Annotated in this window: 20 protein-coding genes and 1 riboswitch; all 20 genes read right to left on the reverse strand. The window is 40.9% G+C overall.

Features of this window, described 5'->3' with window-relative positions:
• Nucleotides 1-124: 124 nt before the first annotated feature.
• A complete protein-coding gene (locus EJP82_RS22565) occupies nt 125-1,525 on the reverse strand; it encodes an ABC transporter substrate-binding protein (RefSeq protein ID WP_170220276.1) in 1,401 nt (466 codons plus the stop codon).
• 81 nt (nt 1,526-1,606) lie between these two features.
• On the reverse strand, nt 1,607-2,902 hold the full coding sequence (locus tag EJP82_RS22570; protein ID WP_127194334.1) for an ABC transporter substrate-binding protein: 1,296 nt from the start codon (nt 2,900-2,902) through the stop codon (nt 1,607-1,609).
• A 33-nt stretch (nt 2,903-2,935) separates the two neighbouring features.
• Nucleotides 2,936-4,768 carry an ABC transporter ATP-binding protein gene (locus tag EJP82_RS22575; protein ID WP_127194335.1) on the reverse strand — a complete coding sequence of 611 codons (1,833 nt, stop codon included), beginning with the start codon at nt 4,766-4,768 and terminating at the stop codon, nt 2,936-2,938.
• 67 nt (nt 4,769-4,835) lie between these two features.
• Nucleotides 4,836-6,011 carry a cysteine desulfurase family protein gene (locus tag EJP82_RS22580; protein ID WP_127194336.1) on the reverse strand — a complete coding sequence of 392 codons (1,176 nt, stop codon included), beginning with the start codon at nt 6,009-6,011 and terminating at the stop codon, nt 4,836-4,838.
• Nucleotides 6,012-6,035: 24 nt separating this feature from the next.
• Nucleotides 6,036-6,485 (reverse strand): hypothetical protein, encoded by a 450-nt coding sequence (locus EJP82_RS22585; protein WP_127194337.1) that lies wholly within the window; start codon nt 6,483-6,485, stop codon nt 6,036-6,038.
• On the reverse strand, nt 6,482-7,003 hold the full coding sequence (locus EJP82_RS22590; RefSeq protein ID WP_127194338.1) for a hypothetical protein: 522 nt from the start codon (nt 7,001-7,003) through the stop codon (nt 6,482-6,484). Before EJP82_RS22590 ends, EJP82_RS22585 begins: the two co-directional genes overlap by 4 nt.
• Nucleotides 7,004-7,051: 48 nt before the next feature.
• Nucleotides 7,052-7,531 (reverse strand): peroxiredoxin family protein, encoded by a 480-nt coding sequence (locus tag EJP82_RS22595; protein WP_127194339.1) that lies wholly within the window; start codon nt 7,529-7,531, stop codon nt 7,052-7,054.
• A gap of 324 nt (nt 7,532-7,855) precedes the next feature.
• Nucleotides 7,856-8,395 (reverse strand): thioredoxin domain-containing protein, encoded by a 540-nt coding sequence (locus EJP82_RS22600; RefSeq protein WP_127194340.1) that lies wholly within the window; start codon nt 8,393-8,395, stop codon nt 7,856-7,858.
• A gap of 21 nt (nt 8,396-8,416) precedes the next feature.
• Entirely contained in the window at nt 8,417-8,938 is a 522-nt protein-coding gene (locus EJP82_RS22605; protein WP_127194341.1) for a MauE/DoxX family redox-associated membrane protein, read from the reverse strand.
• A gap of 627 nt (nt 8,939-9,565) precedes the next feature.
• The gene (locus EJP82_RS22610) at nt 9,566-10,816 is read right to left on the reverse strand and encodes a serine hydroxymethyltransferase (protein ID WP_127194342.1); all 1,251 of its coding nucleotides are present in this window, start codon (nt 10,814-10,816) and stop codon (nt 9,566-9,568) included.
• A gap of 36 nt (nt 10,817-10,852) precedes the next feature.
• Nucleotides 10,853-11,440, reverse strand: coding sequence for a TIGR01440 family protein (locus EJP82_RS22615; RefSeq protein WP_127194343.1), 588 nt, complete (start codon nt 11,438-11,440; stop codon nt 10,853-10,855).
• Between the two features lie 145 nt (nt 11,441-11,585).
• A riboswitch (ZMP/ZTP riboswitch) is annotated at nt 11,586-11,668 on the reverse strand.
• A gap of 78 nt (nt 11,669-11,746) precedes the next feature.
• Nucleotides 11,747-12,331, reverse strand: coding sequence for a low molecular weight protein arginine phosphatase (locus tag EJP82_RS22620; RefSeq protein ID WP_127194344.1), 585 nt, complete (start codon nt 12,329-12,331; stop codon nt 11,747-11,749).
• Between the two features lie 82 nt (nt 12,332-12,413).
• On the reverse strand, nt 12,414-12,974 hold the full coding sequence (locus EJP82_RS22625; RefSeq protein ID WP_127194345.1) for a manganese efflux pump MntP: 561 nt from the start codon (nt 12,972-12,974) through the stop codon (nt 12,414-12,416).
• A gap of 65 nt (nt 12,975-13,039) precedes the next feature.
• The gene (locus EJP82_RS22630) at nt 13,040-15,061 is read right to left on the reverse strand and encodes a Na+/H+ antiporter (protein ID WP_127194346.1); all 2,022 of its coding nucleotides are present in this window, start codon (nt 15,059-15,061) and stop codon (nt 13,040-13,042) included.
• A 35-nt stretch (nt 15,062-15,096) separates the two neighbouring features.
• Nucleotides 15,097-16,242: an L-threonylcarbamoyladenylate synthase gene (locus EJP82_RS22635; protein ID WP_127194347.1), complete on the reverse strand. Its 1,146-nt coding sequence runs from the start codon at nt 16,240-16,242 to the stop codon at nt 15,097-15,099.
• 875 nt (nt 16,243-17,117) lie between these two features.
• Complete coding sequence (gene spoIIR / locus EJP82_RS22640; protein WP_211350250.1) at nt 17,118-17,771, reverse strand: stage II sporulation protein R; 654 nt, start codon at nt 17,769-17,771, stop codon at nt 17,118-17,120.
• Nucleotides 17,772-17,884: 113 nt separating this feature from the next.
• The gene (locus EJP82_RS22645) at nt 17,885-19,066 is read right to left on the reverse strand and encodes an FtsW/RodA/SpoVE family cell cycle protein (RefSeq protein ID WP_127194349.1); all 1,182 of its coding nucleotides are present in this window, start codon (nt 19,064-19,066) and stop codon (nt 17,885-17,887) included.
• Between the two features lie 105 nt (nt 19,067-19,171).
• A complete protein-coding gene (locus EJP82_RS22650) occupies nt 19,172-20,401 on the reverse strand; it encodes an FtsW/RodA/SpoVE family cell cycle protein (protein ID WP_127194350.1) in 1,230 nt (409 codons plus the stop codon).
• 236 nt (nt 20,402-20,637) lie between these two features.
• Entirely contained in the window at nt 20,638-21,498 is an 861-nt protein-coding gene (locus EJP82_RS22655) for a MurR/RpiR family transcriptional regulator (protein WP_127194351.1), read from the reverse strand.
• A 107-nt stretch (nt 21,499-21,605) separates the two neighbouring features.
• Nucleotides 21,606-22,262 carry a hypothetical protein gene (locus EJP82_RS22660; RefSeq protein WP_246054397.1) on the reverse strand — a complete coding sequence of 219 codons (657 nt, stop codon included), beginning with the start codon at nt 22,260-22,262 and terminating at the stop codon, nt 21,606-21,608.
• Nucleotides 22,263-22,265 lie beyond the last annotated feature (3 nt).

Below are 22,265 nucleotides of genomic sequence, written 5' to 3' on the forward strand. Positions count from 1 at the left end.
CCCTCTCTCAATGCATCTTAATATTTCAACATCATATTCATTGAAAATAACCTCCAGATCCTATCATTGAACATGTTTGTTCTTTGAAAGACTTCTGGAGGCTTAGGTTTAATACTGTAATCGTTTATTTATCATCTGCCATACTATTCTCAACCGATTGTTTATCCAATAGTACTTGACCACGCTCTTCGATAGACCCAAGTGCCTCGTCAATTGTTTTTACACCAACCGCAGCAGCCTTTAATTCCGATGCAACTATACCATTAAAAGTATCCCAAACATTTATAGGGATTTTTTTATAGTCTCTATCACTTACTACAGCCCAATCCATTTTAAGATTCGAATAAAAAACCTCCATTCTTTTGCCCTCCGGATTATATACATAATCAGTTCTAGTTGGAATATCACCCGTAGTTGTCCGAGAGTGAATTTTAGCAAACTCTTCACCATTTATAAACTTTACAAATTCCCATGCCGCTTGAACATTTTGAGCTTTAGCGTTAATAGCGAAGATAGTTGGAATAAAGAAGTATGGTGTTGCTTCCCTGTTGGATTCATCTACCGGTGCCGTAACTACATTCCAATTTAAGTTAAAATCTTCACCACGCTCTTGCTTAGCCCAATAAATATTGTTATTTAGATAAGAATAGTATTCAAAAGCCATTGCACTTTGCCCCATTATAAAAGGATCATTTTTCGCGAATCCATCATGTTCAAATATATTTAATGCTTGTGATTCATTAGCATCTAGAATAGTCTCGAATAACTCCTTATAGGAATCCGTATTCACTGTAACTTTCATATCTTTGGTATTGATTCTCTCAAGACCTTTAGTTTGTTGCATGTTACTCAACAAATCGCTCAGACTACGAGTATACAGACCACCTTCTTCATCCTCTAGCGGGAATCGTTTAGCTAGTTGAAGGACTTCTTCCCATGTCATACCATCTGTTGGATACGGAATATTGTACTTATCAAACATATCTTTATTATAAAAAAGAGCTTGATTATTAAAGTAAGGTGGTAAACCGTATAATTTCCCTCTACCGCGTTTTCTAACGAAATCAATAACATCCTGATTCATATTCTCTAACTTAAATGCTTCATCCGTAATTACATTATTTAAATCATACAGCTTGCCTTCATCCAAATATTCTCCATATTTAGCGAAACTTAGTAGCAATACATCCGGTTCATCTTCTAGATTATTAATTAACTTAACATCAATATTTGGATACTTTGCTCGAAATAAATCTCCATAAAAAAAATTAAAGGCCTCATCTCCCCCCGAGTACTTCACTGTGATCGTAGCCTGCATTTTCGAGTCACCTTCGTATTGAATTGCCTCTTTAGTAGATGAACAAGCTGTAAAAAAGACAGACATAAGCAGGATTACTGATAACCATTTTGTTAATCGCTTACTCATTGAATAGCCCCCCTTTTTAATATCTGAGTTAATGATCCCTACTATAAATAACAATCTGTTTCTAAAAATATAGATGTTTAATCTTAATATCGTATTCATTGAAAAACCTCCAGACCCGTCATTGAACATGTTTGTTCTTTGAAAGACTTCTGGAGGCCCAGCTTTTAATACTGTAATCATTTATTTATCTTCTTTCTTACTCTTCTCAGCCAATTGTTTATCCAATTGTTGTTGCCCACGCTCCTCAATAGACACAAGTGCCTCGTCAATGGATTTGACACCAACTGCAGCAGCCTTTAATTCCGATTCAACTATGCCGTTAAAAACACTTCCAAAATTATTAGGGATATTATCATAGTAACTATGACTCATTAAAGTCCTGTTCATTTTAAGATTTGAATAAAAAGATTCCATTCTTTTACCTTCCGGATTATATACATAATCAGTTCTAGTTGGAATATTATTCGTAGTTGTCCGAGATTTAATTTTTGCAAACTCTTCACCATTAACAAACTTTACAAACTCCCATGCTGCTTGAACATTTTGAGCTTTAGCGTTAACAGCGAATATCGCTGGATAAAAGAAGTATGGTGTTGCTTCTCTATTGGATTCATCTACCGGTGCAGTAACTACATCCCAATTTAAATTAAAATCTTCACCACGCTCTTGCTTGACCCAATAAATATTGTTATTTAGATAAGTATAGTATCCAAAAAACATTGCACTTTGCCCCGTTATAAAAGGATCATTCTTATCGAATCCATCTTGTTCAAATATATTTAACGCTTGTGATTTATTAGCATCTAGAATAGTCTCGAATAACTCCTTAAAGGAATCCGTATTCACTGTAACTTTCATATCTTTCGTATTGATTTTCTCAAGACCTTTAGCTTCTAGCATGTCACCTAGAAGATCGCCCAGACTACGAGTATACAGACCACTTACTCCATCCTCTATCGGAAATCGTTTAGCTAGTTGAAGAACCTCTTCCCATGTCATTCCATCTGTTGGGTACGGAATATTGTACTTATCAAATAAATCTTTATTGTAAAAAAGAGCTCGATTACTAAAGTAAGGTGGTAAACCGTATAATTTTCCTCTACCGCGTTGTCTAAGGATATCAATAACTCCCTGATTCATACCCTCTAACTTAAATGCTTCATCCGTAATTACGTTATTTAAATCATACAGCTTGCCTTCATCCAAATATTCACCATATTCATCGAAACCTAGTAGAAATACATCCGGTTCATCTACATTATTAGTTATTTTAACATCAATATTTGGATACTTTGCACTAAATAAATTTCCATAAAAAAAGTCGAATGATTCTGTATCCCCATACCCCACTGTGATGGTGGTCTCCATTTGAGGATCAGCTTCATATTGAAGTGTTTCATTAGTAGATGAACAAGCTGTAAAAAAGACAGACATAAGCATGATTACTGCTAAGCATTTTGTTAATCGCTTACTCATTGAATAGCCCCCTATTAATATTGAATTGATTCATCACGTATTCGTTGGATTGAAAGTAACAACCGCTTCATACCACTGTGATTGCGCTCTATACATTTGCGCATATTCACCATGCAAGTGAAGTAATTGCTCATGTGTCCCTTGCTCCACAAGGCGACCACCCTTGAGCACCAGAATAAGATCTGCATTTCTACAGCTCCCGAGGCGGTGAGAGATCATAATACTCGTCTTACCTGCTACAAGCTCGGAGAACTGCTCAAACAGGGCGGCCTCTGCTATCGGATCTAGTGCAGCGGTAGGCTCATCAAAAATAACCAATTCTGCATTTGCATTAAAATATGACCTGCTTAGTGCCACCTTCTGCCATTGCCCTTGAGATAGTTCTTTTCCTCCTTCATATTCATAACCTAATTGCGTATCATAGCCATTAGATAAATGACGTGAAATTGAATCTACACCAGTCTTGGTAGCGGCGATTTCTAACTGCCCATCATCCTCGATGGAGGAAATGTTGCCGAATCCGATGTTTTCCCTTAAGGTTAATTGATACTGTACAAAATCCTGAAACACTGCACTGACAGACTTATTCTCATCGTCCTCAAATATGTCCCTACCTTGCCATAGAAGCTTTCCACGCTCTGGTCTATATAGACCAAGCAAGCATTTCGCAAGCGTACTTTTACCTGCCCCGTTGTGACCGACAATAGCTACTCTTTGACCTGGTTTAATGTGAAACCCAATATCAGATAATGCAGGTACAGACTGATTTGGGTAAGTAAAGCTTAATTCAGCGACTACAAGACCACCCTCGGCCAGTTCATAAGGACTTATATTCACATTATCAGCCTCAGGGTCCTCATTCAGTTTTTTATCTGGAAGGTGTAGAAACAGTATGAGATCACTAGTAAATAGTGCATTCTCGTATATACCCGACAAATTTACTGCAATTAGCATCACGCTATCCTTTGCCGTCGTAACTGTCTGAATCATAGCTACAAAACCACCAACCGTCATAGTCCCTCCACTACTTACTAGAAGCACAACTACGGTAGATAACGCCGTGAACAAGTAAGAGAACATCTCAGAGAATCCACCATACCACTGGCCCCGCTGTTCCAGAGCGATTTTCTCTCCAGCGTTCTTCCAATATATTGACCTCCATTGATTTAAAATATAGGGATATAGCTTGAATAGCTTCATCTCTTTTGCAGATTCTCTTGTTGTCATCAAGCTCATAAGATAACTCACTTTACGATTGGATGGAGTTTGACGAAACATTTGCTTATATCGCTTCTGGCCTAGCCTCATATTAATGAAGAATGATGGAATGATTAAGCACAATACACCTAAGGATAGTATCCAATGGAAGCTTGACAGAACAGCAAGGAGTGAGATTAGTGTCACGATGCTTTGCAATACCAAGAAGAAATGATCTAATACAGAAAGTCCGCGATTAGCGAGTCCCTGCGTCACTCTCTGAAGCCGATCATAGTACTCCGACTCTTCAAAATAAATATAATCGAGCCTCGAACACTTGTCTGCAATGACGCGATCCATCTCATATTGTGCCTTATTTTTAATGACTAATAGAAGCATGTGAGTAAGAGATCTTGCTCCTAATGAAGCAAGAAATAACAAAGCTTGCCATCCGATGGTTGTTAGTGCTGGTAAAAGTAAGTCCGACTCGCCCTGAAACAATAACGTAGCCTGATCTACAAGCCGCTTCGTTAAATAGATCTGAATAGCTGGTTGAAGCGCTTCTAACATTCGAATGATAATCATGATGATTAATCTTACCGGAGATGACTTCCATATAAATGGAACAATCTCAAAGATTAACCCACGAATGACTCCTCTATGATTCATCCAGATCGGCCACTTCTCTCTTTTTTGGTTTGCACCTAGGCACTAATGCCCGTAATTTAATAAAAGATTATCTTTGCAACAAGGCAAATTTATTTTGCGACTTGACCTGATGTATCATATGAGAAATTGAATGTACTAAATATCGGACATCATCGGGAGTAACTGATTCATGGAAGCTAAGTCTAATGCTACTAGAAGAGAGTATTTCATCATTCGTCATAGCCATTAACACACGACTCGTCTTCGCTGTAGAAGAACAAGCGGACTGGGAGGACACAATAATTCCTTGCTTGGCAAGAATACTAATTAATAGAGCAGAGGTTACTCCTGTTCCCTTATATGAAAAATTAATAATATGAGGTGCAGATAACGGGGGTCTCGGACTATTCATGATGATTTCAGGAATTTCTTCAAGCTTTGAATATACAAGATCATGAAGCACGGTTAAACCCTGCATCTTCTCTTCACGTTCACTATACGATATTTCTATGGCCTCGACTAAACTTAACACCCCCGGAACATTGGTTGTGCCAGGTCTTAACCCATTCTCTTGTTCTCCGCCGAAAAACAGTGGAGTGAGCTCAACATGCTCCTTTACGATTAATAAACCAATTCCTTTGGGTCCCCCAATTTTATGCCCTGATAAGGTATATAGGTCAATATCATCTAATTCTAAAGCTAGTTTTCCAAAGCCCTGTACTCCGTCTACATGGAAATAAATATGAGGCTTAGCTCTTAATAGCTTCCCTATTTCATGAATAGGTTGAATGGAGCCTGTCTCATTGTTAACATGCATAACACTTACAAGCATCGTATTTACTTGTATTGCTTTCTCAATAGAAGCTATACTCACGATTCCATTGTGATCCACAGGCAGAAAAGTAATCTCCACCCCTTCCCCCACTAATTGTTTACAGCAATTAAAGACAGAGGAATGCTCGATTTGTGTTGAAATCACATGTGGTGTCTGGCTCGTCTTCTTCATCCATGTTCGAACCGCCCCTATAATCGCCAAATTATTACTTTCCGTAGCCCCCGACGTGAAAATTACTTCACTAGGCTCTACATGAAGTATTGTAGATAACCTTTCTCTAGATTCCTCAACTCGTTGGTTAGCCTCAAAACCCATTTCATGTACAGATGATGGATTAGCATATAATTGTTCGGATGTACAAAATAGCTGCTCAGCGACCTTAGGATGCAATGGCGTGGATGCGCAATAATCAAAATACAATTTGTTCATTATGCCTCCCCCTAACTCATGGATTCAAAATAAGTTACTGAATAATTTCTTTCGCTTTCCTTCTCCAATTACACTTACAAGCTCTAGTAAATCCTTCCCGTTATACACAGTTCCTTTGTTACAGACCTGTTGATATTCATCTACAAAGATACAAAACGGGTGAGTAGTAACAGAAAAGTCCTGTTCCATTTGCTCCGAGGTAAGAGATACAATCTTCATTTTTCTCTGAAAAAAATCATCCAGTTGCTCATGATCCTCCTGATTACCTGTTGAAAATATAATTACACTTGTATTGGGCAAATGTACGGTTCTTATCTCAGGCAACAATTCAATACAACGAACACAGTGCATGGATACAAATATAAGTACTTTTTTTCCTTTATACTTATATAGATTAAATAGCTGATCATTCTGATCACTATATTCTTTATTCGTAATGAGTTCTCCTAGATTCAGACCATTATCAAGGGTCATACGTTTTCTCCCCCAGTCCTAGTAAGTTGAGTATTCTCTATTCCCTTGTTCACGATCACATCAATTTGAGCTTCATAATTTGCCGGACCTCTTGCTAAAATTATTCCTTGATGTGAAAGATAATAAGTAAAGGGGAAAATCGTGGTTTTATATAATTCAAACTGTGTATGTTCATATTTAATCATGGGAACTTCTATATGATTCTCCCGTTGAATATTTCTAAATTCAGTATCATCACCATTGATCAATAGAATAACTTCCTTACTGGACCACCTCTCTGAGAGGTTATTTATTCCCGAGAATATTTCAATGCATGCCTGACACGTCGTCGATAGAAACAGAATAATAATTCCGTCATTTTCCTTTAATCTCGTTTGACCAAACAATTCCGCCATACTAGGGAATCGACTCCCCATAGCTAACCCCTGATCCCTTAGTAAAAATGTAGGATTCGCCTTATTCTTTTGTACTTTACTAAAATACACATACCTATATAGCTTCAAAAATAACTGTCGCATAACAGCGCCCCCTGCTTCAGTCACCAAATTGGACTTTATCCTATCAAATTAACTTTCTAAACATATGAACAAATCTTCGATCTCTGCCACCTCATCAATTCTCTCAATAATTCCCGTCGGACCCAACGTTAAGATCGTAGGAACTCTTTTAACCCCAAATAGATCCACAACCTCGGTAGAGCGTACAATGGGAAACATAAAATGAAAATCCTTATGACCCGTTTTTAAATATGTATCCTCATCACTTTTAAATACCAAATGGTTTTTAATACTTGGTTTATTAGCTAAATGTTGAAGTACCTCAAAGCAAAATCCACAGGTATCACTCAAAAATATTAATTTAGTAATAGAACCTGTAATTTTTTCAGAAGTAATTTTCTTTCCCATCTGATCGCGTACTTTAAAAAGAGGGAGTACATCACCAACTTCTCCACCTCGTAGCAAATTAGACTCTGCGGGTTTTGATACTTGTATTTTAACGTTTTTTGTTAAGAAGAGTTTATTGAATAGAGTGGTTACCTTAATCATAGAATCACTCCGTTTGTTTGATAACTTTTTCAATCATTTAATAACATATAAAATGATTATTAAATAGTCTGCCGTTCTATCTGAAAACGGCAGACCTTTGTTCGTTTTTAATTAATTACCACAAGAGTCCTTCTTACAGTTGCATTCGTAACAACCATCACCCCATCTCGTGCATGTTTCAGTCCCTTTGCTGCATTTGACAGTATTACAGTAAGTATATAAATATGATCCTGAGCACATTTTTTTCACCTCCTTTCCTGGAATCTAATTCGATTAATGGTTAACCTTCTCATTACAAAAATTCTCTTTTCTTTACAATTTTCCTTATGCAGATACCTTCTCTTCACCGTACAATATCAAGGATTGGATATGTCCTTCATTATTAACAACCCCTTTTGCTCGGATAACTCCATCCTGCGAAACAAAATATCCAAATGGAACAAAAGGAGCCTGAAGATCTTTTAAATCATCCATTCTAACAACTGGTGACTGAATGTTATATTGTTTTATAACGTTATTAACACTCTCTTCGGTTCCCAACATAAATATTAGATATTGATACAAAGGTTTATTTTTCTGGTAATCGTTAATAATTGGATACACTTTGGAACAAGTTGAACAACTAGTAGCTGTCAAAAATATTAATGTTCCTATCTTTTCGTTATTCCTTATATTCATTGGGCTTCCGTTAATAGGTATATTACTTTCTAAAGGAAAATCGCTGCCCTTGGGTAATCCCTCTTGTTGCTCATATAGGTTACTTTTAGCTTTTATAGCTTCTCTTAAAATTACAAACACACTAATAGAGACAACGATTACAATACACCATAGAATGATATTGGATAAATCCAGCATTTCAAGCATGTTCTACACCCTTTCATTCCTTTATTGTTGTTCTCCTGGATATAATTTGATGTACTGAGTTACCATTACAACAAGTGAATAAATAATTATTAAGCCAATTGAGGAGAATATGATTTGACTAATATCTACTAAAGAATAGATTCCAACTACTGAGGTATCTGGCATAACGATCATATATATACACATGATTAAAAATATTAAATTTCTTAAAGTCATTACAACACCAAATTGTTCAATGACTAATCCTCCAAACCAGTTGCATTTAACTAGTCTTCCTCTCGCTTTCCAAGATGCCCAAACATATGAACATATCAGAATAAGAGAAAGTATTTGCCCAAACAATAAAGTAGAAGGAATGATTAATAGTGCACAAGCAATTATTTCTAAGAAAGCAATTATCAATACCCCAGATTTTGCCCATAATCGATTAATTCCTAGCTGTCTCATTGTTTCTGAGAATGTAATAGGTTTGACCAACTTACCTAACGCTGCCATAAAGAACACTACACTCATAAAAAATTGGATAAAAATAAACAATTGCATATTCCTCTCATCTCCCCTGGTAAACTTTAAATGTAACCGCTAACATAACTATCAACTAAAATCTCGTAAGAAATCCCAAAAGATAAATATCACTACCAAATATTCTTAATTATATTAATGTATAAATTTATCTCATCATCTCCTATTTGGTTTTATATAGCCTTTGCTATCTTATTACTTGTGCAATCGTTCGCTCACATGAACATGGAAATTATTCTGCACTTCACTCGTTGTAACTAGTAAAAGGTTTGAACTCTCCAATTTTGTGCCGAATTTTACATCCATCCTTATAAACTATCTGGAATACTCGGCTGACTGAAACCCGTTATGCAATCGTTTGCCCAAAGAAGCGCATTAAGCCATATTAATATGTACTTAGTAAACAGCTTTATTAGACGGAATCACAATCTATTATTGTAAATAAATACTATTTCATCCTTATTATAATACATAAGTTAGTTTTGTCAATTATTTTATTATATGTAATATATATCAAATTATAACTTTTGGTATTTGTTTAAAATTCATAGAGCGGAAGTTTCTACTGGCATTATTGACATTACAACATATAAGAAAAGACCAACCAGTGCTAACTAGTTGGCCTTTTAATACGGAATAACTATGGTTTTACTCGTAACTAACTTCAGGGTAAATCGGGAACTTATCTGTTAGTTTCTCAACCTTTTGACGGGCTTCAGCTAAGACAGCTTCATTATCGGAATTTTTAAGTACAAGAGCAATGATTTGACCGATTTCTTTCATAGCTTCCTCGTCCATTCCACGAGACGTTACAGCAGGAGTACCCACTCGAATACCACTTGTAACGAACGGACTTGTTGGATCGAAAGGAATAGCATTCTTATTGACTGTAATTCCGATGGAGTCCAGAACGCGTTCTGCTACTTTACCGCTAATGTTCAAATTACGAGTATCAATGAGCATTAAATGGTTGTCTGTACCACCAGACACAAGATTTAGGCCTTCTGAAGTAAGAGACTTAGCTAATGCCTGTGCGTTCTTCACAACATTTTGAGCATAAACCTTAAATGATGGTTGCAATGCTTCACCCAAAGCTACAGCCTTGGAAGCAATCACATGCATCAACGGACCACCTTGTATCCCTGGGAATACAGCCTTGTCGATAGCTGCTGCCCATGGTTGCTTACATAGGATTAGTCCACCGCGAGGTCCACGAAGTGTCTTGTGTGTAGTTGTAGTTACGAAATGAGCGTGTGGTACTGGGCTCGGATGAAGTCCAGCTGCAACCAATCCAGCGATATGAGCCATATCAACCATAAAGAGGGCACCTACATCATTTGCGATTGATGCCATTTTTTCAAAATCGATTACACGTGGGTAGGCACTAGCTCCAGCCACGATTAAACGCGGACGATGTTTGAATGCAGCTTTGCGAACTTCATCATAATCGATAAGGAAGGTATCTTCCTGTACGCCGTATTCGACAAAGTTATACAACAAACCGGAGGCATTCACCGGGCTACCGTGTGTAAGGTGTCCACCGTGAGCTAGATTCATTCCAAGTACAGTATCACCTGGTTTAAGGGCTGTAAGATATACAGCTAGGTTAGCTTGAGCACCGGAGTGAGGTTGAACATTGGCATGTTCTGCTCCAAATAGTTCTTTCGCACGATCACGAGCGATATCCTCAACGATATCGACATGTTCACAGCCACCATAGTAGCGTTTGCCTGGGTATCCTTCAGCATATTTGTTTGTTAATACGGAGCCCATTGCCTCAATCACAGCTTCACTCACAATGTTCTCTGAGGCAATCAACTCAATGTTGTTACGCTGACGTTTTAGTTCCAAATTCATGGCCTCAAGTACCGCAGGGTCTTGCTTCTTCAAATGATTCATAGTTCAATAGTCCTCCCTATATTTAAATGTAATGTTCTACAGACACACATGTGAATCTTGTACCTCTGGAAGTGCATATATCGTGCGCTCCCCACCAATCAACTTCGGCCGTGTCCAAGCGGCTGTAACTCGAGCCTTACCAATGAATCTTCGCGAAGGACGGAATGGAATAGCAACCTGTCTTAAATGCATACCGATCAGTGTTTCACCGATATCGATGCCGGCATAAGCCTCTATGCTTTCCACAAGGCAAGGATCCTTAAGATTTCTATAAGCTACCGCTGCCATCGAACCACCTGCTCTTGGCACGGGTACTGCGCTTACTTCACAGAGACACAGTTCCTCAAGCAAACTCCGTTCTATAACAAGAGCACGGTTCAAATGCTCGCAGCATTGAAAAGCCACACGGAGGTTGTACTTCGACCTAATACTCTCAATTCCTTTGTACAATTCTTCAGCGATACTCTCCGCACCCTCCTTGCCTATGGCAGCTCCTATCACTTCGCTGGTGCTAGTTCCCATAACTACAAGACTGCCTGGACCAAGCTTTGCCGCTAGCACTAATTCCTCTAATACCTCGGCAACCTGTTCACGGACATTCTCCAGGATCTGGTCTGTTTCCATACTCGCGAACTCCCTTCCTTCAGAAGAATTACTATGATCTACCAACATCTGTCCTTATTATATCAAACAGATGGACAAGGTAATAATAATCTTCGAAGGACTTACACGAAAACGAAAAAAGAGCAGGACGCATTAACTGCGTCGTGCTCTTTGCCCAGGCGACCGGCCGTATGTTCCGATGCTCCATCGTGGTTTCATCCACTCTCGTCGCCAGTTACATCGGATCTAAATATCTATACTTAGAATAAAACATAGCAGAGACAATTGCAACCCGATTTTATTACCGCCTTACCTCCCACGGTTCCTTTAGAGAAGACCTTCTCTCATCATCTTATCGAGTAGTTTAACTAGTGCGGCTGAAATTTCACCTGCTGTCATATCGTAATCTGACCGAGAACCCCCAAACGGATCAGAGATGTCATACGTAGGTATCGCTCGCAAAAGCTCAGTCAGACGAGCAGTTTGGATATCACTCAGTTCTTTTCCAAGCACCTTGCTTAACTCCAGTTCGGCAATCAACTGATGTAGCTCCTCCTGGTCGTTAAGGACGGCTTTGTCGTCCTCTACATATTCTTTCAATGTGTAGGTTTTGTCAGCTGCCGCGGGAAATCTTTGAATAACATGACGTTTATGACCTTGTGTCAAAGTAAGGATCAAATCTGCCCAGTCGGTAAGCTCCTCATACAGTGGCTTCGACGTTATGAAGTCCATAATTCCTTGATCCTTCAGAACAGCCTCGGCATGTCGTGAAATCGGCGCCCCTTCAGATGCGGCTACGCCAGCAGATGAAACCTCCACATTTACTCCACGCTCACTAGCTAATTTACGAAGCAGTCCTTCAGCCATCGGGCTCCGGCATGTATTCCCCGTACAAACAAACAAGATTCTCATGACGTATCTTACCTCCAGAGTTGGCTACTTTGTGTATCATGTTGCTCTATGAACACAAACTAATTATATATTTATTATTTTATCAGAAGATAAACATTAGACCAAACGCTAACAGAATGGCTCCCCCGGCCGCCTCGCCATACTCTCCAAGGCCCCGCCTCATTCCGCGCCCCAAGGCAAGTCCAAGAATAGACATCAATCCGCCGAAGAACCCGAAAGACAATACGGATAGCCACATGTTTCCGTTAAACATGCCCAGCGATACTCCAACTGAAAAGGAATCAATACTGACGCTAAGTGAGAACAAGAGCACCCCAAGTAATGAACGATGATTAATGGACTGAATCCCACTTCCCTTAATCGAGCTCGCAATCATGTGGCCGCCAAGAAGTAGTAGTAATCCTCCGGCAACATAACGGGCAAGATCACCAAGTAGACCTCCCACATACTGACCTGCAAAAATGCCAAGCAGTGGCATCAGCATATGAAAGAGAGATACGGCGCTACCTATGCGAATAGCATCACTTCGCCGGACTCCTTTCATTCCAATTCCGATGCCTAGGGAAAAAGCATCCATTCCCAAAGCGACCGCAATTAGCATAATTGTCATCAGCTCACCAAGTTGATCGATTGCCATTCCCATAAACCTATTCCCCCATGTCCGGTTGTTTAGTACAACCATATGCGGACAAGGGGCACTTCATGACACTACTCTTCGTTACTTGGCTCGAGAATGCCTGCCTCCAAGTAATTAATATACTGTCTCAGCTTGTTGGCAACCGCCCAATTTATCTCACCGCTCTCAAACAAAGCTTGTACCTCGTTCCGCTCTGCTTGAATAGCTTTGATCTCGAGTTCATTTTTGTGCTGGTTGAATACATCTTCGCTCTCAATCTTTCCAAAGCCACTCTGCAGACGCTCAATCGACTCATTATAACGGGCAATCACAGCTAACGCAGCTTCACGGTTCTTATCATTCATCTGACTCTTAATCACCTCAAGCGCTGCTTGAGATGTGCGGATTTTGATCTCCCGAAGTTGTTTAAGCTCGTTCATATCCCTCTGCTCAGGTAACTTGGTAAATTGTTTGGAAAATAAACGTCGAACTCGGATAAGTGCCACTGCCATTTTCATTTTGGAACGGTTTGACATAACCATCTCCATTTGATCGATAACTTCCTGAACTTTAATCGCTAGTTCACCCGAAACATCGCCACTACTTAGCATGTTCTGAATTTCCTGACGCTCTGCCTGTATGGCTACCAACCGAAGTTTGATCTCCATCCTATTTCGCTTGGTATCGGACCATTCACTACTTGATCCGTTCTGTAACTTCTTCAATTTCTTTTTGTAGTCCGCAACGACATATCCAGCTGCCGTTCTGTTCTCATCATTCGTAGCCGCTCGCACGGCATCAATCCCAGCCTGTACAATTTTGATTCGAGCCTTTGCTTCAGGATCGAATTTGCCTGACTCATCCTCAGGACTTTTCGATATGATAGGCAACACAACGCTTGCAATAATTAGAGAGAACAATATGACCCCTGCTGCCAAAAAGATAATCAAGTCACGCTCTGGAAATGGGCTCCCATCCTGCAGAACGTAAGGAATGGAGAAAGCAGCAGCAAGTGTTACCGCTCCTCGTACTCCCGATAACGAGATAAGCACGGAAGAGGTTAGCTTCGGCTTACCCATCTGCTCTCCACTTCCTAGTAGCCAAGAGCCTTCCCAGAACAGGTATACCCAGATAAAACGTAGTAGGATCAAACCTACGGAGATGATACCGATAAACCCAATTACTTGCATATTACTATAATCCGGACTTTGGAAAATCGTCTCCGTTGCGTTCGGAATTTGCAGACCGAGGATGACAAATACAAGTCCATTTAATATGTAAAGTATAACTGACCATGTATTCGTCGAGACGACTCTGAGCTCCGCCTGATTCGATTCTGTATGGTCCCGTTCAATAGCATGAACAATACCGCCTGCCACTACTCCCAAAATCCCAGAAAATCCTAGGTGTTCTGTAATAATAAAAATGACAAATGGCGTCAAAAGTTGAAGTAGCATATGAATCGTGACGTCCTCCATCCCCAAACGGCGAAGGAAGATGCGGATCCATACAATCAAGAAAGATATCAGTGCCCCGCAGACAATCCCTCCGAGGGCGATCCATATAAAGCTGAATGTAACTTGAGTTAAAGAGAATACCCCCGTCACTGTAGCCGCTACAGCAAACTTGAACGCCACAAGGCCGGAAGCATCATTCATCAACGATTCTCCCTCAAGCAATCGTAAAATCCCTTTAGGTAACGAGATTCGTCCAGCCAAAGCTCCAACTGCTACAGCATCCGTTGGCGATAAAATTGCCGCCAAGGCAAACGCTGCAGGCAAGGGAATGCTTGGGATTAGCCAATTAATGAAGTACCCGCCAGCAATTACGGTTACAAATACGAGTCCGAGTGCAAGCAGTAAAATCGGAGATCTTAAATTCCATAATTCTTCCCTCGGGGTTCGCTTCCCGTCATTATAAAGCAGCGGAGCAATGAATAGGAGCATAAACAGCTCTGTATTGAGTGTCATATGCAGACCTGGTGGCAAAAGTGCAACCAAGGTTCCGAGTGCAATCTGAAACAAAGGAACTGGAACACTAGGGATGAATCTGTTAAGTACGTTAGAAACGCCAATTAATATCAGCATGATTAGAACTAATTCAAACATTTCCATCTTACGCTCTCATCTCTTTCTTCCGGTTGTCTTTGCTATACGTAAGTTACGTTATGACCTGCCGCTTTAAGCAGGCGGTTCATAATAGCTGAGCCAAGCCCTTCCTCTGGACAGGCCTCGGCCATGATGAAAGTGACGCCGTCTTCGTCCAGACGGCGGAGCGCTGCGTAGAGACGGTGCGCCGCCGTCTCCAGCTGGTCTAGACTGCCGAGCGAGATGATTGTCTCGGCATGGTAGAGCGGGAGATGCTCGTCGAAGGCGAGCAATCCCGTGATCTCCCCGCGCGCGGTGGCTTCATCGAGCGCGGCTTGGATATGGGCCGCCACCGCTTCGGGGGCGGGCCCTTTCACTATGCGCATGACGCCGCGCGGCGCATAGTGGGTGTACTTCATGCCCGGCGAGCGTGGCGCCGGGCTGCCGGGCTGGGCATCGCCCTCGCTTTGCAGGGCGATGTCCAGCTTGACGCCGCCCGCCGCTACGCGGGCGAGCTGTTCCGCCGTGATCCCGCCAGGGCGGAGCACGGTCACGGTACCATCCCGGCCGGCCTCCACCACCGTTGACTCAACGCCCACTCCCGTGGGCCCGCCGTCAACGATACCGTCTATCGCGCCGGCCAAATCCTCGCCCACGTGGCGTGCCAACGTTGGGCTCGGTCGTCCCGACCGGTTGGCGCTAGGCGCCGCCACCGGACAACCCGCTGCGGCAATCAACCGCAGCGCTACATCGTGGGCCGGCATGCGCACGGCCACCGTGGACAAACCTGCCGTCACGCGAGGCGAGACGGCACCGGGCACCGCTGGCATCACCAGTGTCAGCGGACCTGGCCAGAACGCCTCCATAAGTCGGCGTTCCGTCTCATTCACTTCAGTAACCAAGCCTTCTAGCTGCGCCATTTCAGCAATATGTACGATCAAGGGATTATCAGATGGCCTTCCCTTTGCGGCAAAAATTCGTTCCACTGCCTGCGTATTTCGAGCATCAGCTCCAAGACCGTACACAGTTTCCGTCGGAAATGCCACAGTCCCCCCTGACGCCAATATTTCTGCTGCTTCTCCCACTGCAATCTCAGCCATAGCCAGAGCTGCCGCTTCCCCATTTGTCTCGTTCAACACAGTCACATCCCACCACTGAGTATCCCGAGTTTCATTTTTATTAGATTTACTATGTTCAGTATCCATCATTCATCATCCCAAACTTTCATTATTCTTGTGATCTATCATGAGTCATCCACTACAATCTTTCACTTTACCATCTACAAGACACAAGCGTCTTATCTGAATGCGAATCATGTAGAATCCTGTATGATTTAACCCAAGCTGATTTAACTAGTATATCCCAACCAAAAACAAACAAATTATAACATGAAGCTCATTTCAATGCTCTGTTCTACAACTTCCTAATACAGTAAAGTATTCAATTCTCAGTTCCCTCGCAATTAAAATCACTTTGACCGTGCCATCTCGTCTATATATAACCAACCCACTGATTTAGCGTTATACTTATCATACCAACAAGCCCGATTACCTGTCGCATACGAATAATTGCGCAATCTGTCTTACATGACTAATTTAGTTGTAAGAAATGCAACTACGATGGTGTAAGCGGACACTGGTTCCTCTATTTCAATAAAAATGCCCTCATACGAAGAAATTGCGGACATATGATCTGTTATTTGTTGATTCAGCCAGCTTTTTAGCTTGATTTCGGCTCAATAACGGATTGTATGTCCTCAAAAGCTCGCAAAAGGAAGCTTTTATAGGAAATAGCGTACTCAGTGTCCGGCTACCTAATGAGCCTATTTGAATAAGCTCCCCCTCAATCATATCCAAAATTTTTTCCGAAATGTACACAATTGTTTCATCGGAATCGTTAGAAGTTACTATTTGAAAAATCTGCATCTACACAGCATCTCATGATTATCAATGGATATCACTCAACTGGGTCACTCTTACAAAAAGAAGCTTGCCATGCACTACACCAACCCAGGCGGGTTTTCGTAGAATACACAGCAAACTTCTATACAAGACACAAAATGTAACTGATACGCAAGAACTCCTTATGCAAATAACCCCGTAGCCCAGTCCCAAAATTCAACCACCTTATCCCATAGGAAGAAACGAATTTCTGTATCCTCCGGCTGTACAGGGGAAGAGGATGGAGGTGCACCATCAGCGACAGCATTCTGCCCCCCTGCTGTATCCTTCGCCACAGCATCACCACTACCAGCATCAACGAAACATAGTGGAGGGAATAACACGCACCACCAATTCTTACCTTCTCCCTCGCCAAGTGTAACGCGAAGTGCTTCGTAATCGCCCGCAGGGTATACAGCCCCTCCGTACATCTTTGTCGGGAATGGTACAACGCCTAGCTCTACATTGTAGCTATAGTTTTTGCCACTGCTCTTAAGTGTTCGATTCACTTGTTCCTTGATTTCTTCTAAATTATTGCGAATGACCCAGCGTGCCTCTTCTAAACTTTGAGGATCGTCAAGTTCGCTTACCCAACTATTCATTTGTTCCACAACGGCGTCCCGAACAAGCCGTTTTACCACTTGATCGGAGGCATTATCTGAATTAGCTAGAATTCTAAGTCGGATGGAATCCTGTGGAATGACACCTTCCGCAACGGCCGTATCTATCTTTTGGGATTCCCAAGACATCACTAAAATCATCAAACAAAATATAATAAGTGCTAGCTTCTTACGCATAATTAGTATTCCTCCTAAACGAAAACTCCTGATGTCTATCAGTATGTCCGTTTAAGAGAAACGTAAACCTATCAATCTAGTAAAGTTCGATATTAATAGTAGAGTCCCTTAGTTCAAGCTTTATTTGCCTTCAAACGTGCTGATGTAATCTGTGGGACGTCCTCGCCCTCATTACCATGAATACGAATACTCATAGCTATTCCGATGCTTGCCATATTAATAAGCAGTGATGTACCACCGTAACTAATGAACGGTAGGGTAATCCCTGTCAGCGGCATGAGTCCGATAAACATCCCGATATTCTCAAATATTTGATACAGTAACATCGCCACAATACCAACGATGATATACGGCCCACTTCGATCTCGGCATTCCAACGAGGTTAAGATTAATCGATGTATCAAGACAAAATAAAGTAGTAGTAACACCGAGCTACCGATAAAACCAAATTCCTCCGCAATAACAACGAAAATAGAGTCAGAATAGGTTAACGGAACACGTTGTGATTGCACCGTCTCTCCTTGCATATAGCCTTCACCTGTCATCCCACCAGAGGCGATCGCTAGTTTGGCATTTTTGGTGTGATATATGGCTTTTGCTGTCGCTTTCTCAGGCACGAGCCATGGATCGATCCGCTCAATCCAGTGTTCCCGCCCAATCTCTTCGAAGAAGGTGTATACTTCATCATGATAAGCCTTATACGCACTTATTCCCCCGATGGCTGCACCAGCAAATACCGCAACAGCTATAAAAGCATGAGTATACTTAATATTTCCAATCCATAGCATGCCTGCAAGAATAACGATATAACTTAGCGCGTTACCCATATCATTCTGCGCCATAACCGCTGCAAAGGGAATAAAAGTAAATAGACCTAATGGCACAACATCCCGCCAAAATAGCAATTGGCTTTTACGTTTACGAATCAGCAAGAACGCTAGAAAAATAATGAGAAGTAGCTTGAAAAATTCAGCTGGTTGAAAGCTAAGTCCGCCCGGTAGTGTTAACCACCCCGTCGCATTATGGTACGTATTACCTACAAACATAACAACGACAAGTAACCCTACCCCAAACACATAAATATAAGGAGCATACTTCACAAATATTCGAAAATCCAAGAATGAAAAAACTATAAAAGCTATAAATCCTACAACGTAATAGGCAATCATCCGCAGATGATACCCCTCATACTGGGTGTCTTTAGTCGCACTATATAACACGGCAATGCTGATCCCCATCAAGAAAAAGAGGATGATCACGATAGCGAAGTCAATCTTTTTAAATTTAGTTAGCATAAGTCACTTCTTTTTCTTAGTATTCTTGTTGACGTTCATTATACTTTCTAAGCTTTATTATAAAGCCTGTTACATATGACCTGACAATCCATCTTAATAACCAACTTATTGCTCAGACTGACCGGACCATCTTGACATCAATGATTTCAAAAGAGTTTGATCTAGTTTCTTATTTGCCGAAGGTAAGGGAATATCGTCCACGTCTTGACCATACAATCGAATGCTCATAACTAAAGCCAAGCTTACCATATTAATAATCAACGAGGTCCCTCCGTAACTAATGAACGGAAGTGTTATTCCTGTCAAAGGCATTAGCCCAATGAACATACCTATATTTTCGAAAATTTGATAAAGAAACATCGCTACAATCCCAGTAATAATCAGGGGCCCGGCACGGTCCCGACATTCCAGCGCAATAAGAATCAAACGGTAGATCAGAATGAAATACAGCAGGATAAGTACGGATACGCCTATAAATCCAAACTCTTCGCCAACAACGACAATAATAGAATCTGAATAAGTATAAGGCACTAAAGCGGATTGTACCATCGAACCTTTCATGTAGCCCTTACCGAACATACCACCAGATGCAATGGCTAACTTCGCATTTCTGGTGTGATAAGATGCATCTGAACTAGCTGTCTCCGGCATTAACCATGGATCAATTCTTTTGAGCCAGTGCGCCTTGCCCGACTTTTCCAATGCAGTTGCAATATCGTCGTGATAATTAATGTACGCTTTAACTCCACCATAAAAAGTGGCTGTAAATATAACCAAAATAATGAGTGTATGCGAGTATTTAATATTACCTACCCACAACATGCCAAGCAAAATAACTAAGTAACTAAGTGCATTCCCTATATCGTTTTGTGCCATGACCATACCAAAAGGAATCATTGTAACCAGTCCCAGTGGCACGATGTCTCTCCAGAAGGAAAGCCCTAGTTTCGATTTTTTCGCCAATAACGCTCCTAGAGTAAGGATCAGTATAAGCTTAAACAACTCCGCGGGTTGTAAATTAAGCCCTACCCCTGGAATTTTGATCCACCCTTTTGCTCCATTCACTTCAGAACCTATAAAAAGAACACTCACTAGCAGAAGAATACCACCAGCGAAAATATACATGTGATATTTAATGAGAATTCGGTAATCGACAAGTAAAATACCGAAAAAAACAAAAAATCCGAGGATGTAATAAAATAGCATGCGGGTGTCGGAGCCTTTAAATTTCGGCCAAGCTGCAATTCCACTATGAATGAGGCAAATACTGAGCCCCATAAAAAACAATAAAATGATAACAATGGACCAATCAATTCTTTTCCACTTATTAATCATGAATGAATGGCTCCTTTTTCACACTGTATTGTTGTTTTCTAGGCAACAATATACTCATCCTATCGTACACCATCTTTACGTATCTGAACAAGTTAACTCCAAGCACATGAAAAAATACCCACAGCTTTAAAAAAAACAAATCAGTTATACAAAAAAAACCTTGGTTTCATAGCGGCTCATGCCTGCTTTGACACCAAGGTTGTGATCATGAATAAATATAGAAAAGGAACCCAAAGTTATAAAAAGTAATTGGTGATCGATTGATCTCGGGCTAATATCGCTTCACTGTCCAGCTTCTTCTTCAAATAAGATTTATCAGATGAAATGAATATACTCATAATCAAATCTACGACGAACAAAAACGTAATATGATTGGACATTAATGCACTGTTATTTACAGATATCTTGTCGGGAACGATAATGCCTACATTCGCATTCTCTGTAATAGGTGAAGAATCGTAGCAAGTTACCGCTATCGTCTTCGCCTGATTTACCTGGGCAATAGACACTCCGTCTACGATTTCCCTCGTTGATCCCGACCTGGAGAAGGCAATGACTACATCCTCGGAAGTACATTGAGATGCTGCAATCTTCATTGCTCTGCTATCACTGATCGCCTCGGATATGATACCGATAATAGCTAACCGGTTCTTTAATGCAATAGCCGCCAGAAAGGAGTCGAACAGTCCAAACATAAAAATTCTTCGCGAACTCTTCAGAATGTCCACAACACGATGGAGTTGCTCCTCCGTCACAAGTGCTGAAGTATTCACAATCAATTCATTGTAATCCAAAGCGAGCGCATCAATAGGATTGATCTCTCGTCTCTCTTTCTTCTTAGCCTGCATCTCTCTATAGAACGCGTCCTGGGCAAAAGCGATTTTAAAGTCAATGAACCCTTTGAAACCAACCTTTTTACAGAAACGGTTAATACTCGTCTCAGATACACCTATTTCATTAGCAATTCCAGTAATCGTATTGCTAGTAATGAACTCCGGATTATGGATAACAAAACTTGCGATCTGATTCTCTCCATATGTGAACTTTTGCGTTTGCGATACGATCTTTGCAATAACTGCCGGAACCTGCGAAGACATGATACTCTCCCCCTGATCTAACGATGGAATATGGCTACCCGGTTACTCCCCGCTAGCATTATACATTATATCACACCAAGTAAGGTATTGAGAGAATCAAAAGTAAATCATAACCAACTTTTCCAATCTTGCATTTTATGCTTGAATTGTTCTATCGACATCGTCTTGTTCTCGATAAGGTAAACGTAGTCTAGTAAGTTTGGTAGATATGTAAGTCCAGTGATCTCCTTACAAAAAGCATGGGCTGCAATTTCACTGCATTTCACCACACTGGATCGTTTCGTGTAGAACCCAAGCTTTAGAACATCTATCGGTTCCAATAGTTCGTTAGTAAAGCGTCCTGACTTGTATTCAAGGTAATGATAGAATTCATGTGCCAAGTGAATATCAATGAGTTGCTCCATATCTGGGCTCTCGTGATGTCCCATAAGCGCCTCAAGAGCTTGTTGCATCTCTGACAAAGAAGCGGAATACACTGTAATTTCCGGCGGTGCCTTAGCAAAATCAATCTGTGCACGAAAAGAGACTTGATGAAATTTACCTGACTTACCCGTAATTTCATATTTCAAGCCTTCACGCTGACATAGCGCTCTCACTGAGTTTCCAGTGAAAGCAGCACCGATCTGCTTACCCTTGTCTAACGACTCTTTCACATAATAAGGAATTTTATCTCTAGGTATTTTGTGAAATAGAGGATCCTGCTCCAATTCGGCGCAAGCCAGCATTTCTTCAGAGAGAGAGTTTATCACTTCCTGTATCGACACGGC

Source organism: Paenibacillus anaericanus (assembly GCF_003994475.1).
Classification (GTDB): domain Bacteria; phylum Bacillota; class Bacilli; order Paenibacillales; family Paenibacillaceae; genus Fontibacillus; species Fontibacillus anaericanus.

What these genes read in the sequence shown, in the direction of transcription:
- EJP82_RS22595 (WP_127194339.1), bottom strand. Translation starts at nt 7,531, where the DNA reads ATGATTAAGGTAACCACTCTATTCAATAAACTCTTCTTAACAAAAAAC.
- EJP82_RS22570 (WP_127194334.1), bottom strand. Translation starts at nt 2,902, where the DNA reads ATGAGTAAGCGATTAACAAAATGCTTAGCAGTAATCATGCTTATGTCT.
- EJP82_RS22585 (WP_127194337.1), bottom strand. Translation starts at nt 6,485, where the DNA reads ATGACCCTTGATAATGGTCTGAATCTAGGAGAACTCATTACGAATAAA.
- EJP82_RS22635 (WP_127194347.1), bottom strand. Translation starts at nt 16,242, where the DNA reads ATGATGGATACTGAACATAGTAAATCTAATAAAAATGAAACTCGGGAT.
- spoIIR (WP_211350250.1), bottom strand. Translation starts at nt 17,771, where the DNA reads ATGCGTAAGAAGCTAGCACTTATTATATTTTGTTTGATGATTTTAGTG.
- EJP82_RS22605 (WP_127194341.1), bottom strand. Translation starts at nt 8,938, where the DNA reads ATGCAATTGTTTATTTTTATCCAATTTTTTATGAGTGTAGTGTTCTTT.
- EJP82_RS22620 (WP_127194344.1), bottom strand. Translation starts at nt 12,331, where the DNA reads ATGAGAATCTTGTTTGTTTGTACGGGGAATACATGCCGGAGCCCGATG.
- EJP82_RS22600 (WP_127194340.1), bottom strand. Translation starts at nt 8,395, where the DNA reads ATGCTTGAAATGCTGGATTTATCCAATATCATTCTATGGTGTATTGTA.
- EJP82_RS22645 (WP_127194349.1), bottom strand. Translation starts at nt 19,066, where the DNA reads ATGCTAACTAAATTTAAAAAGATTGACTTCGCTATCGTGATCATCCTC.
- EJP82_RS22565 (WP_170220276.1), bottom strand. Translation starts at nt 1,525, where the DNA reads ATGAATACGATATTAAGATTAAACATCTATATTTTTAGAAACAGATTG.
- EJP82_RS22655 (WP_127194351.1), bottom strand. Translation starts at nt 21,498, where the DNA reads ATGTCTTCGCAGGTTCCGGCAGTTATTGCAAAGATCGTATCGCAAACG.
- EJP82_RS22575 (WP_127194335.1), bottom strand. Translation starts at nt 4,768, where the DNA reads ATGAATCATAGAGGAGTCATTCGTGGGTTAATCTTTGAGATTGTTCCA.
- EJP82_RS22630 (WP_127194346.1), bottom strand. Translation starts at nt 15,061, where the DNA reads ATGGAAATGTTTGAATTAGTTCTAATCATGCTGATATTAATTGGCGTT.
- EJP82_RS22650 (WP_127194350.1), bottom strand. Translation starts at nt 20,401, where the DNA reads ATGATTAATAAGTGGAAAAGAATTGATTGGTCCATTGTTATCATTTTA.
- EJP82_RS22625 (WP_127194345.1), bottom strand. Translation starts at nt 12,974, where the DNA reads ATGGGAATGGCAATCGATCAACTTGGTGAGCTGATGACAATTATGCTA.
- EJP82_RS22615 (WP_127194343.1), bottom strand. Translation starts at nt 11,440, where the DNA reads ATGGAAACAGACCAGATCCTGGAGAATGTCCGTGAACAGGTTGCCGAG.
- EJP82_RS22610 (WP_127194342.1), bottom strand. Translation starts at nt 10,816, where the DNA reads ATGAATCATTTGAAGAAGCAAGACCCTGCGGTACTTGAGGCCATGAAT.
- EJP82_RS22580 (WP_127194336.1), bottom strand. Translation starts at nt 6,011, where the DNA reads ATGAACAAATTGTATTTTGATTATTGCGCATCCACGCCATTGCATCCT.
- EJP82_RS22590 (WP_127194338.1), bottom strand. Translation starts at nt 7,003, where the DNA reads ATGCGACAGTTATTTTTGAAGCTATATAGGTATGTGTATTTTAGTAAA.